Origin of the sequence: Zobellia nedashkovskayae (genome assembly GCF_015330125.1) — a bacterium.
Lineage (GTDB): Bacteria > Bacteroidota > Bacteroidia > Flavobacteriales > Flavobacteriaceae > Zobellia > Zobellia nedashkovskayae.
This window is the reverse complement of the sequence record NZ_JADDXR010000002.1, coordinates 1,079,974-1,093,745: the sequence shown is the minus strand read 5'-3', so window position 1 is coordinate 1,093,745 and position 13,772 is coordinate 1,079,974. Positions and strand designations below refer to the sequence as shown.

At 36.9% G+C, this 13,772-nt stretch carries 9 protein-coding genes and 2 pseudogenes; 8 read left to right on the top strand and 3 right to left on the bottom strand.

The annotated features are described in order from the left end of the window. The first annotated feature begins 82 nt into the window (after positions 1–82). The 5 genes from IWB64_RS04745 to IWB64_RS04725 all read left to right on the top strand — a co-directional run bounded on the left by IWB64_RS04745 (position 83) and on the right by IWB64_RS04725 (position 5,982). On the top strand, positions 83–1,198 hold the full coding sequence (locus IWB64_RS04745; protein WP_194532911.1) for a glycosyltransferase family 4 protein: 1,116 nt from the start codon (positions 83–85) through the stop codon (positions 1,196–1,198). A 59-nt stretch (positions 1,199–1,257) separates the two neighbouring features. Next, positions 1,258–2,256, top strand: a complete 999-nt coding sequence (locus IWB64_RS04740) for a heparin lyase I family protein (protein WP_194532910.1) — start codon at positions 1,258–1,260, stop codon at positions 2,254–2,256. Between the two features lie 186 nt (positions 2,257–2,442). Beyond that, positions 2,443–3,504: a heparin lyase I family protein gene (locus IWB64_RS04735; protein WP_194532909.1), complete on the top strand. Its 1,062-nt coding sequence runs from the start codon at positions 2,443–2,445 to the stop codon at positions 3,502–3,504. Between the two features lie 655 nt (positions 3,505–4,159). Next, the gene (locus IWB64_RS04730) at positions 4,160–5,173 is read left to right on the top strand and encodes an MBOAT family O-acyltransferase (RefSeq protein ID WP_317171952.1); all 1,014 of its coding nucleotides are present in this window, start codon (positions 4,160–4,162) and stop codon (positions 5,171–5,173) included. Further along, positions 5,170–5,982, top strand: a complete 813-nt coding sequence (locus tag IWB64_RS04725; protein WP_194532907.1) for a hypothetical protein — start codon at positions 5,170–5,172, stop codon at positions 5,980–5,982. The genes IWB64_RS04730 and IWB64_RS04725 overlap by 4 nt, the downstream gene beginning before the upstream one ends. A gap of 15 nt (positions 5,983–5,997) precedes the next feature. Here the strand turns inward: IWB64_RS04725 and IWB64_RS04720 are convergent, their stop codons facing one another. After that, a complete protein-coding gene (locus IWB64_RS04720) occupies positions 5,998–6,579 on the bottom strand; it encodes a serine O-acetyltransferase (RefSeq protein ID WP_194532906.1) in 582 nt (193 codons plus the stop codon). 355 nt (positions 6,580–6,934) lie between these two features. Between IWB64_RS04720 and IWB64_RS04715 the strand changes: the two are divergent. The 3 genes and pseudogenes from IWB64_RS04715 to IWB64_RS04710 all read left to right on the top strand — a co-directional run. Next, positions 6,935–10,192 (top strand): annotated as a pseudogene (locus tag IWB64_RS04715) (PKD domain-containing protein); the annotation flags it as partial. A gap of 44 nt (positions 10,193–10,236) precedes the next feature. Then, positions 10,237–10,308 (top strand): annotated as a pseudogene (locus IWB64_RS20610) (hypothetical protein); the annotation flags it as partial. Continuing rightward, entirely contained in the window at positions 10,309–11,223 is a 915-nt protein-coding gene (locus tag IWB64_RS04710; RefSeq protein ID WP_194532904.1) for a heparin lyase I family protein, read from the top strand. Between the two features lie 52 nt (positions 11,224–11,275). Here IWB64_RS04710 and IWB64_RS04705 read toward each other — a convergent pair whose 3' ends face one another. Then, positions 11,276–12,346 carry a hypothetical protein gene (locus IWB64_RS04705; protein WP_194532903.1) on the bottom strand — a complete coding sequence of 357 codons (1,071 nt, stop codon included), beginning with the start codon at positions 12,344–12,346 and terminating at the stop codon, positions 11,276–11,278. Positions 12,347–12,577: 231 nt separating this feature from the next. Continuing rightward, on the bottom strand, positions 12,578–13,642 hold the full coding sequence (locus IWB64_RS04700) for a glycosyltransferase family 2 protein (protein WP_194532902.1): 1,065 nt from the start codon (positions 13,640–13,642) through the stop codon (positions 12,578–12,580). Positions 13,643–13,772: the final 130 nt, after the last annotated feature.

Sequence of the window (13,772 nt, the reverse complement as noted above, 5' to 3'; positions counted from 1 at the left end):
TTTAGCAATGAGTTGGTTATATCTATATAGGGCTTAAGAAAAAGCGAGTTTTATGGATTATAAAATATAAAGTACAACGAAAATGAAAAACAAACCGCAAATTGCATTTTTTGGTATCAAGTATTTCCCTTCAAGGGGAGGGACAAGTAGAGTAGCGGAGAACCTGATTATTAATTTGGCAAACGATTTTGAGATTACGGTTTATTGTTATAAAAACAAAGATGCTAAAAATCATATACCAGGAGTAAAGGTTATAGAATTTCCTGAAATTAAATTTGGGAGTCTAGGTGTCTTCCTTTACTACGGTCTTTGTTATATGCATATCAGACTTTTTGGTACATATGACATAGTACATGCTCATAAAATAGATAGTTTCTTTTTTCTTGATGGTCTTTCAAAAAAGTCCAAAGTAATTGCCACGGCCCATGAAGCACCTTATAAGCGTGATAAATGGGGTCGTGTGGCCAAGAAATTCTTTAAATTGTGCGAAAGACGTTTTCTAAATTTCAAAGGAACTAAAACCGCTATTTCTAAGCCTCTTTGTGAGTTTTATAAAGAAACGGAGAACATAGACGTTCTTTTTGTTCCTAACGGAATTAATCTTTCTGAAAACCGATCGGTAGCTCTTGGTGAAAAATTCTGGCCAGCTCAACTGCCAAAATCCACACCTTTTGTATTGTTTGCGGCACGGAGGATTATGGGTACTAAAGGTTTGCATACTATGCTCAAAGCCTATAAAAAAATAGATTATAAAGGCCATATTTTTGTTGCGGGTGAGTTGGACAATTATCCTGCATACATTAAAGAAATTAAAGAATTAAGTAAGGGGCTTAACGTTCATTTTCTTGGTTTTGTTAATCCGCTACCGGCGTTATTGGCCTTGGTAGATTCATGCGAATACTTTGTGTTTCCATCAGAAACAGAAGGCATGTCTATAATGTTATTAGAAGTAGCAAGCACTGGTAAACCTATTTTGGCAAGTGATATTCCTGAAAACACCCAAGTTTTTAATGAAGATGATGTACTCTTTTTTGAAAATAAAAATGTTGATGACCTTGCTGAAAAAATAAAGTGGTTGGAGAGTAACACCAAAGAATTTGAATTACTTGGGCAACATGCAGAGACCAAAGTAGCTAATAGATATACTTGGGATCGAATAGCCTTAGAGTATAAGGACCTTTATGAGAGTCTTTTATAATGCACTCTGATTTACGGTACATTATTTGATTGTAAACAGAGTAATTCTTTTAACAACCAATGAAACTCATAACAATACTTCTTATTATAGGAACACTCTCAATATCAAGTGATATAAGTAGTGTGGTTTGTTGGTTTCAGGATTCCATAGAGCTTAGCAAACAGGCTTTTTTACAAGAAAAAAGTTATAATATGAATCTTGATCGTTATAATTCAAAAGGAGATTCAATCTGTAAAACAAAAGGAGGGGAAGCGCATGATACAGGTTTAAAAGTTTGGTGCTGGGGAGATGTTAATATTCCGTCCTACAAAGGAGAAAAGTCCGTTAGTTTTAGTGATAACCAACTTAAGGTAGATTCTGAATGTTCTGAGCAACAGGTAACAATAGAAAAAGGAAAGATTAAATTTACTATTAATCCTGTAGTTCCTCCTTCTGGTGATTGGTGTGATAATGAATTTAATATGCGAGCAGAGATCAGTACCTCGCCGTGGTTGGTAAATCACCCTAAAGGAACTGAAGAATGGTTTGGTTGGAGTTATACATTGAGTGATGATTACATAATTGATGAGGATAATCCTTGGCTTTTTTTTCAAGTACATGAAGGCACTAGAGGAAAAACACCCCTAATTGCTTTATGGTTTATGAATAAGGGTGGACAAGGCAGTGGCAATGCGGGTGAAATACATGTTGTAAACTCATCCAGTAATTATGGTAATCACTTTTATCCTTCTAAAATTATTCCGAAAGCAGGCCAAACATTAAATATAGTAGTACATGTTGTTTGGGGTGACGCATATAACGGCCTTTTACAGGTTTGGATTGATGGGGAAATCGTTCACGACCGTCAAGCTAGGACCATTCGTTTTTCAAATCCTGTTGGGGGTAATGCAAAATGGGGTATCTATAAATGGCCATGGCGCAGTATTGAGGGAGTAACAAAATCGCAAAAACAAGGCATTACTGACTTACAGACATTCATGGGGCCTTTAAGAATTATTACCAGAAAACCAGAAGATAAAGATTATCTTAACAACTCATATATGCTGGTTTCCCCATAGTTTTTTACTCCTCGATCCACATTATTTTTAATTGAACACTTTATCGATAAAAATAGATGATATTTTTTCGATGAGCGACATCTCTGCAAAGTACTAAACGCATTCATGCCTCCGTTAGGTTTATACCCAAATCCAATAGTTAAGATTGCTTTAGCCACTTCTTAACTATAGTTAAACCTACTTGTTATGAAAGTGTTGAAAATAACTCTATCTATTCTCGTGTTGAATTGTTTTTTTTCCTGTGGTAAAGATGAATCTATTGTACAGAAAGATGAGTTATATGGAAAAAATGAAGTAATTGAGCCTGAAGGTTCCGATTCAGTAGAAGAAGTGATAGACTCTGAAGAAAATGAGGTTTTAACAGATGACATTCCTGTTCAGGAAGAAGGTCCTATTAGTCAAAAAGATGAAGTTATTTGTGAAACTAAAGGAGCGATGGGAGATGAGACTGGTCTAAAGGTCTGGTGTTGGGGTGATGTGGTAATTCCTGATTATTCTTCAAAAGTAGGTGTTCCCTTTAGTAATGGGCAATTGAAAATCAACTCTGAATGTTACGAAAAACAAGTTACAAAAGAAGATAGCCGACTTAAGTTTAGTATAAACCCTACTTATCCAGAAGTTGGTAATTGGTGTTCTAATGCATATAATATGCGTGCAGAAATAAGTACAGAGCCATGGAAGGTTAATCATCCTGCAGGAACTGAAGAGTGGTTTGGATGGAGTTATAGTTTTGGAGATAATTATATTATAGATAAAGAAAATCCTTGGGCATTTTTTCAAGTACATGAGGGTACAGCTGGAAAAACACCTCTTATAGCCATGTGGTCTGTAAATGAAGGAGGTGCAGGTTCTGGGAACGCAGGTGAAGTTCTCGTGGTAAATAATTGTGACGATAGTAAAAGTACTTATTATTCTACAGGAATAATACCTAAGGCATCCCAGACCCTAGACATAGTAATCCATGTAATTTGGGGAGATGATAATAACGGTCTGCTTCAAGTTTGGATAGATGGGGTCAATGTAGTAGATGCACAAGAACGTACAGTACGAGCATCTCATCCTGTGGGTGGAAATGCGAAGTGGGGCATTTATAAATGGCCATGGAGAAGTGGTGATGATGTTCAAAAGTCAAGGGATCTTGGAATAACCAATTTGGAAACTTATATGGGTGCATTACGAATTATTACAAGAAAACCTAGTGATTCAGATTATAAGAAAGATTCTTTTTCGTTAGTTGTACCAAGATAGTTTGTTTCATGATTTGCGGGTTTATTATGATTTCCTGAAGATTACTAATTCACTTTTTAATTATTTCCCATTATTAATGGTTGATAACTGTGATAGCGGGTCAAAAGAAAGTAGCTTGTTATTGTTAAGTGAGAAAATAGCGTTAATTTTGACGGCCTGAACGCATTATTATTGAGGTTCAGGTTTTGGATATTTTTTTATTCGAATTGTAAATATATAATAACAGTTACAGCCAAACCACAAGGAAGTGTTATTCAATTCCATAGAATTTCTTATTTTTTTACCGATAGTTTTTTTTCTCTATTGGTCTGTTTTCAATAAGAGTTTAAAGTCTCAAAATTTATTTGTACTAATAAGTTCCTATATTTTTTATGGTTGGTGGGATTATCGCTTTTTATTCTTAATTTTTCTTTCTACTGTGGTAGATTATTTTATAGGTAAAAGCATTCCTCTCCAGACTCAAGAAAGTAGGAAACGGTTTCTTTTGTGGGGAAGCATGCTGTTCAATCTAGGTGTACTTGGGTTTTTTAAGTACTATAACTTTTTTATAGAATCTTGGGTTGAACTGATTAGCTCTCTAGGGTATGAAATGCAAAGCACTTGGACTTTGAATATTATATTACCAGTTGGAATATCATTTTACACGTTTCAAACAATGTCCTATACTATTGATGTGTATCGCGGTAACCTTAAGCCTACCAAAGATTTTGTTTCCTTTGCTTCTTTTGTGTCGTTTTTCCCACAATTGGTAGCTGGGCCCATTGAGAGGGCTACTAACTTATTGCCTCAAATATTAAACCGAAGGGTGTTTAAGTCCGAAATTGCCGCTCAAGGGTTGCGGTTGATAGTTTGGGGTATGTTTAAAAAAGTGGTGATTGCAGATTCATTAGCCCCTGTTGTAGATAATATTTTCTCGGGTTTTGATACCTACGGAGGTGGTACGCTTATATTAGGGTCAATTTACTTCGCTTTTCAGATTTATTGTGATTTTAGTGGGTATTCGGATATAGCCATAGGTATATCAAAGCTGTTTGGGTTTGAGCTTATGTCAAATTTTAAATTCCCCTACTTCTCAAGAAATATAGGTGAATTCTGGCGTCGTTGGCATATCTCTCTTTCAACTTGGTTCAGAGACTATTTGTATATACCCTTGGGCGGATCAAAAGGAGGACGATGGATGTCACTTAGAAACATTTTTGTAATATTTATCGTTAGCGGTTTTTGGCATGGAGCTAATTGGACTTTTGTAATATGGGGGTTGATTCATGCTATGCTTTATATCCCATCTTTTGTTTTAAATACCAATAGAAAATACTTAACAGCCGTTGTTGCAGAAAATTCCATATTCCCTTCTTTGAAAGAGGCTTTTCAGATGGGTGTTAATTTTTGTTTCGTAACAATAGGGTGGGTATTCTTTAGAAGTGAGAGCACAGAAAAGGCAATTACAATTATTGGAAAGTTTTTTACTGAGTTTTCATATCATACACCATATAAAGATTATTTATATTATTACATAGTGCCATTTGTCATTCTTGAATGGTTATTCAGAAGGGATGAGCGTCTAACAAATGTCAATAAATTACTATGGTTAGTGCTTACGGTAATATTTTTAATCTTTATAACAGCAAAATTCGGTAATCAACAATCATTTATATACTTCCAGTTTTGAAAAATTTCTTGATACATTTTTTAAAGTATTATGGAGTTCCCATGGTTTTTGTGGTGTTCTTTTTTCGTGTGCCCGTTTCTTTGTACTTAAATAAGGCTAAAGGAGTGTATGATCTTGTATCTAATGTGGCTACAGGAGAGATATCTACAAATACAATCCTTCTAGGAGATTCTGTGTGTAAACAGTTTTATAAGAAAGTAAAGAATGATGAGTATTATTGCCTTTGCGAGAATCAAAGTTATGAATTACCTGGTAACTATTTGTTGTTGAAATCTTTGGTTGATGGCGATTCTAACTTTGAAAAGCTGATTTTAATGATTAATCCTTTAACATTAACTTCATCTTTAAATCAGGATTATACTTATAATTATTTTATAAAACCATTTAGAAATCAATTGGAAGGTCTTGAGCAGAGCGAATTGGATTATATAAATACTACGTTCCCGAAAGAGGAAGTTTTGAAATATAAGTTTTCAAATTTTAAAATGCCAAATGCTTCAAACACATCAGAGATAAGCCAGTTGGATTCTTTGAACATTTCAGATATTAATATGAAATATTTAAAGAAAATTGATTCTTTATGTAATGAGCGTGGAATTGTTTTTAAAATGGTGAGTCCTCCTTTACCTTTAAATAATAAAGAGGTAGTTGAGAGGTTTTCTAAAAGGCCAGAAGCATATTTAAAGGACTATTTCCTGTCTGTTGTTTATTATGACTCTATAGATAGTAAGGATGGTATCCATCATAAAGATGCAGATAAGTATATACTTGAAAATAGCCCACAACTGGATGCTTTACTACGATTTTGAGATAAACAACTATTCTTAATCGGCGTAGGGAATTACATTTTTAATATCAATTTCTTTGATAATTTTGGCTGGAGACCCGCCTAATAAAACATTATTTTCAATGCAAGATTTACTTACGGATGAATTGGCAGCTATAGCTATATTGTTGCCTAGAGTTATATCTCCGTATATTTTGGCTCCCGGGCCAATATAAACATTGTCCCCAATTTGAGGTGCTTTAATACTGCCGCCAGATGCCCCTATATTTGTACAGGCCTGTATTCTACAATTCTTACCTACTTTAGCTGCATTGTGAACTACTATGGTGCCATAGTGAAGAATTGCTAGACCAGGTCCAAAAACATTTGGTGCTATGGAGAAACCTAATTTTACTGATATTTTTTTAAATCTAAGACGTAAATAAGCATAATATAGCTTACCTAAAATATCCCTTCTACAATTTTTGTAATACTCAAGTTTTCTAAGTTTTTTTTGAAATTGCCATACATAGCGAGGAGCAATAAATTCTTTAAGAGGAGTTTTCCAATTACTCTTTATGTCCAAAGCCTCTTGGTCTAACCTTAGATAGTCTAGATAGTCTTTTTTTGATTGTATCATTAAGGTGTTATTGTGTACCTATTAAATAACCATGCCCATTTTGATTGACAGGTCAGCAAGTTAATATTTTTATCTACTATTTTGAATCGAATTAGGCTGCTTTTTCAGGAGCCGAATATTTGTGCAGAATTTTATTGGTTAACTAAATAAATTTAAATGAAAATTTCTGTCCAGAGTTAAATTGTTTTTTGAGGGGTGTTATTGTACTACCACAATTAATTATTATATCAGTTTTACACTAAAAAGTGTATTTCATCGTTTTTTTTGAATACTTCGTCGACCAAATTGTAAATTGGCAACGTATATAGCCCGAGTTGTATAGTAAATTTTTAACCCTGCCCCAATAGGATTATTTATGAATATCACCCCCAAACGGACTTTGTCCTATTTTTTGTGTTTTATAGGAATTACTTTTTTATTAAACCTTGCATGTAGTAAAGATGCAGATACTCTAAGAGATGTAGTAATTAACGAGGAAAATAGTCCCGTTATTAAACAGGAAGAACCTACTAATAATCCTGATATTCCTCAAATTGAGGATTCGGTTGTTGTGGAAACAGAGATTAGGACTGCTATTCTTTATCCCATACATGATGCGTACATCCAAAATGGAAAAGGATATGACGAATCAATCATTCGGTTAGAAGAGGAAGAGCGCACAAGTTATTTGATGTTCGATTTTAGTCCTTTGGACTCTATTGGAGGCTCAATTAGTACCGCAACTTTAATGTTCGTTATTAATACCTACGACGGAAGTGGAGAAGTTGATGTCTACAAAGGCGAATCTAGTGATTGGTTAGAAACAGAGCTCAGTGAAAAATCTGCTCCAGAAGTTGGTGAATTAATAGGAGTCACGAAACAAGATTATATAATTGATACAGAGGTTTCCATTGACTTAGAGGTTGAAGCACTGGATTTAGAGCCTTTTACCTTTATTTTAGATCATAAAGATGGTGATCATTTTGCTTTTGCTTCAAAAGAGAACAAGACACAAGAAGGAAGTAGTTTGATAGTTGTATATGAGGTAGCTGTTGGTGCTGACGATATTGATTTATATATAGTAGAGCCAGAGGAAGTAATTAGCGATACTGATATCCCAATCGAGGAAGAGGAAGGAACAAATGAGGTAATAAGAGATGATGGAGATGGTTCAGAAGAAGAAACCCCATCCAACGAAGAAGAGGAGGTTACAGATAGTGTTGAGGAAGATGCTCCTGCAAGTGAAGAGGTTGCAGAGGAGAATGAGAATACTGATACTGAAGAAGAGGTAGTTGCGGAAGAGCAAGAAACTGATTCCGAAGAAGGAGTCCCCTCTAACGAGGAAGAAGTAGTGGTAGAAGTGGAGAGTCCAGATAGTGTAGAGGAAGAGCCTGAAGAAGTTACTCCAACAACTGAGGAGGCAGAACCTAAAACAGAGGAAGAAACTCCTGTAAACGAGGTGCCAGAAGATAATACGGATACAAACATTGATCCGCTTCCTAGTTCTCCATTTCCAACAAATGAATCTCCTGTGGCAGTTGCCAACGGTTCCCCGATCAATGGTGAAGCTCCTTTAAAGGTTTCTTTTAATGCTATAGATTCATCTGATGACAAGGCTATTGTTTCATATGTCTGGAATTTTAAAGATGGTCAAACGGCTAGTACGGTAGATACTGAGCATACCTTTGTTGAGGCCGGCAATTACGAAGTTACCTTATTGGTAAAAGACGAAGAAGGGATATCAGCTTTAGATGTTATAATTATAAAAGTAACCGGTCCGGAAAATACCGCACCGGTAGCCAAGATAAGTTCGAATAAAATTTCAGGAACGGTTCCGTTGGAGGTTGCCTTTACGGGCAGCGGATCAACTGACGATACTGGCATTACTGGATATTCATGGGATTTCAAGGACGGAAACGGTTCGGACCAGTCGGATGCATCGCATACGTTTGAAACCGCTGGCATTTATGAAGTGGAGCTAACGGTTACGGATGCGGAAGGTCTGACGAACACGGAAACGGTTTCCATCACTGTAGAATCAAAAGAAAATACCGCACCGGTTGCAAAAGCGAGTGCGGACAAGACATCAGGAACACTTCCATTGGCGGTTGCTTTTACGGGCAGCGGATCAACGGATGACACGGGCATTACGGGATATTCATGGGATTTCAAGGACGGAAACGGTTCGGACCAGTCGGATGCTTCCCATACCTTTGAAACCGCTGGCACTTATGCTGTTGAGCTAACGGTCACGGATGCGGAAGGTCTGACGAACACGGAAACGGTTTCCATCACTGTGGAATCAAAAGAAAATACCGCACCGGTTGCAAAAGTGAGTGCGGACAAGACATCAGGAACAGTTGCGTTGGAGGTTGCCTTTACGGGCAGCGGATCAACTGACGATACTGGGATTACGGGATATTCATGGGATTTCAAGGACGGAAACGGTTCGGACCAGTCGAATGCATCGCATACGTTTGAAACCGCTGGCATTTATGCTGTTGAGCTAACGGTCACGGATGCCGAAGGTCTGACGAACACGGAAACGGTTTCCGTTATAGTAGAAGAGCAGGAGTCCGGTCCAGAGGAAGATAATACGGATACAAATATTGATCCGCTTCCTAGTTCTCCATTTCCAACAAATGAATCTCCTGTGGCAGTTGCCAACGGTTCCCCGATCAATGGTGAAGCTCCTTTAAAGGTTTCTTTTAATGCTATAGATTCATCTGATGACAAGGCTATTGTTTCATATGTCTGGAATTTTAAAGATGGTCAAACGGCTAGTACGGTAGATACTGAGCATACCTTTGTTGAGGCCGGCAATTACGAAGTTACCTTATTGGTAAAAGACGAAGAAGGGATATCAGCTTTAGATGTTATAATTATAAAAGTAACCGGTCCGGAAAATACCGCACCGGTAGCCAAGATAAGTTCGAATAAAATTTCAGGAACGGTTCCGTTGGAGGTTGCCTTTACGGGCAGCGGATCAACTGACGATACTGGCATTACTGGATATTCATGGGATTTCAAGGACGGAAACGGTTCGGACCAGTCGGATGCATCGCATACGTTTGAAACCGCTGGCATTTATGAAGTGGAGCTAACGGTTACGGATGCGGAAGGTCTGACGAACACGGAAACGGTTTCCATCACTGTAGAATCAAAAGAAAATACCGCACCGGTTGCAAAAGCGAGTGCGGACAAGACATCAGGAACACTTCCATTGGCGGTTGCTTTTACGGGCAGCGGATCAACGGATGACACGGGCATTACGGGATATTCATGGGATTTCAAGGACGGAAACGGTTCGGACCAGTCGGATGCTTCCCATACCTTTGAAACCGCTGGCACTTATGCTGTTGAGCTAACGGTCACGGATGCGGAAGGTCTGACGAACACGGAAACGGTTTCCATCACTGTGGAATCAAAAGAAAATACGGCACCGGTAGCCAAGATAAGTTCGAATAAAACTTCAGGAACAGTTGCGTTGGAGGTTGCCTTTACGGGCAGCGGATCAACTGACGATACTGGGATTACGGGATATTCATGGGACTTCAAGGACGGAAACGGTTCGGACCAGTCGGATGCATCGCATACGTTTGAAACCGCTGGCATTTACAGGTTGCCTTTACGGGCAGCGGATCAACTGACGATACTGGGGTTACGGGATATTCATGGAACTTCAAGGACGGAAACGGTTCGGACCAGTCGGATGCATCGCATACGTTTGAAACCGCTGGCATTTATGAAGTGGAGCTAACGGTTACGGATGCTGAAGGTCTTACTAGTACTTCATCTTTAAGTATTAATGTAATTGAAGCTGTAGAGGTAGGCCCTCTTGATTGTAGCACTGGTGGTAAAACAGCCGGGGAATCAGGAAATAAAGTCTGGTGTTGGGGAGATATTGCATTTCCTACATGGTCAGGAAGCTCGGGAGTTTCGTTTAGCGATAAACAGTTATATATTGATTCTCAATGTGACGAGCAGCAGGTAACTAAATCAGGGGATAGACTTAAATTTAGTGTAAACCCTAATAGTCCTAATGTTGCAAATTGGTGTAGTGAAGATTATAATATTAGAGCAGAAGTAAGAACGGAACCATGGAATGTTCGCCATCCAAAAGGAACCGAGGAATGGTTTGGGTGGAGTTATTCATTTGGCAATAACTATGTTATTGATGAAAATAATGAATGGCTATTTTTTCAAGTTCATCCGGGAATATCAGGAAAGTCTCCTCATACGGAGCTAATGGTTAATAGAGAAGGTCAATATGGTGGTAAGGCAGGTGAAATATACATAGTGAATCACGTTAATTATCCTGATTATATTGCTACTGGTATTATTCCTAAAGCAGGTGAAACTATAGATGTTGTTGTCCATGCTATTTGGGGCGATAGCTCCAATGGTCTATTGGAAGTCTGGATAAATGGGCAAAAGTTTTATAATAAACAAACCAAGACTATTTATGATTCACACCCTTGGGGAGGAAATGCCAAATGGGGTATTTATAAATGGCCATGGAGAGATGGTGATAAAGTGCAAAAGTCTGTGGAACAAGGGGCTTCCCAACTTGAAACATATCTTGGAACGGTACGGATGATAACCCGTAAGCCTGGAGATACAGATTATGGAAAAGACTCTTATTCTATGGTTGCTCCCAATTAATAAGATATAAACCCAGAAAATAAAAAAGGATTATACGGGTTATTTATAAACGTCAATTTTTTTCACTTACAATAGATATCTTAATCACTTTAAGAAAATGATAGGCAATGAACAACGTCATTGTAGGGACCATAACTATAAAGTTCCTACCCCTACCATCTAATAATATAATGCCACAGGCATAGATTAGTGTAAATAGCATCAGAGCTTTTATGGCAAAAGGCGCGTGTTTTCTATTTATTATGAAAGGGTAAAGGCATAAAATCCAAAAGAATAAAACGAACATGTTAGGAATGGTATATCCATAGGTGTTCATATTTTGATTTCTATATGAGAATGGATAATGGAATACTAATCTTCCAACGTTTGCAACAGTGTTCTTTATGTATTTAATTGGGTGAGATTTCATATTAGCAATAGCCATTGACTTCAAAGCGCTATCTCTTTGAATATTAGTCAGCGGTTCTAACTTTATAAAGGCATCTCTGTGGTTTAAGGATAGTTTTTCGAGATTATCATATGCGCCATCAGGTTCATAGCTTTTGCTATTTCCATATAGAACGTCATCAAATGAAAACCAATTTCCGAGTTCTTCTTCATAAGGGCTTGCGCGATGGTATAAAATTTCTCCTCCAGCGGTACCTATATATAATAACTTGCCAGTTATGGAATATGCATATAGTAGGTATGGAGATATAAGTGCAAAACCACATACAAGGATTAAAAAGCATTTTTTTAATTGAGCCCTGTTACTTTTTGAAACTATTGCAAATGCTAATATTAGCAGTAAGCTTAGCAAAACTACATGGAGGAAGATAACCTTTACCAGTATAAGTAGTGCCAGAAATAGTGATGGTAAGGCAAGGCTTTTAAGGGTGAATTTCTCACTTTGAAATATTTTTACCACGTAATACAATAATCCGCATGTAGCAAAAAATGCCAAGGTTTCCGAATAAAGGTAGGGTAACCATCTTATTACAGGAGGGTAAAGACCCAATAGGTAAATAAAATAAATGTTGTTTTTACTATTAGAAAAAATTTCGATAGTTTTTTTAAAGTAAACTATTGAAAATAAAAGAAGTAACGCATTAACTAGTTTTGGGTATAAGAGATTTGTTCCCAAGGCAATAAAAGGTGCAATGATTGTAGGGTAGGCCGGGCCGTTACCAAAACTTGGATTTTCAGTTTCCTCAAAAAAGCCATTGGAAATGTTTACCGCATAGTGATAGTACCTACTCTCGTCTCCTATTAATTTGTTGGAAGAAAACAGTACTACTACAAGAGTATATAAAATGAATAAAGGTAAAAGAGGTAAAAAATCTTTCTTAAATATTTTTTTGACCATCGACCGTTCTTATGATTTTTTGGTTTCTTTGAGTATGGCTGAATTTAGATGAAACAGTTCATCAAAATATCTTTTCTTCTGCAAAGATATGAAGCCAAGACCCAATAATTGAATAGATATAATCATAGTGGTACCACCAACAATAAACGAATATGGCCTTTGTCTGAAAACTTCGGACACTGCGTAAGAAAAACGATCTTCAAAACCATGTGCTAATTCTGCTGTCATAGGATATACACCATAGGTATTAATGAAAATCCATATAATAATATAAAGGGAGAGAACAAAAGTAATCGACCCCAATACCCAAAAGAACATATACGGTCTAAAAATAAAGCTATTGGCAAGACCATTAAATATCCCCATTACAATGCGGAGACTTGATGTACGCGTTTTACCAAGCTTTTGTTGTTCGGACCAGTCTAAATGTGCTGGTATTTCAATAACTCTGGCTCTTAATATGTATGCTTTTAGTATGATTTCGGTATTGATGTCAAAGGTGCTTGATTTGGTGTTTAATGACCGTATAAAATCACCATTGTAAGCCCTGACCATTCCAGTAAAAGTATAAATTTTTAAACGTGATGCTACTCGCATCATGTAGTTTACAGTCTTACTTAATAGTAACCTTAAACGCGGCACTGCTGTGTTCTTGCCTCCTTTCATATAGGGAGAAGCAATAACCACATCGGCTTCTGTAGTCATTATCTCTGATAAAAGTTTTCCTATATGGTCTGGTGAATAGCTTAGGTCAATATCTAAAACAATAACATATTTACCCTTACTATGTTTAAAGCCTGTTCTTAGGGCTGTGCCTAGATTTCTGTTCACTATATGATGATAGGCGCGTAAATTGTCCTTTGACTTTGCAAGTGAATTGGCAATTGTCATGGTGTTATCCGTACTTCCGTCATTTATGATTAAGACTTCCCAGTTATATGAATTATCTAACGTATTCAAATAATCATACAGAAGTGATACATTTTTTTCGAGTATCGCTTCTTCATTATATGCAGGTAAAATAATAGAAACAAGGGGCTTTTTTAAATCAATCTTGTCGGATATGGTTGGCATATTGGTATTTTGTTTTGGTATAAGAGCTTGAATGTGAGAATCTAAGCTATTTGTAAAGGGTACAAGTAAATTATTCAAAATTATGAAAAATAACGAGGTATACATATAGATACCGACAAAGAGATAAATC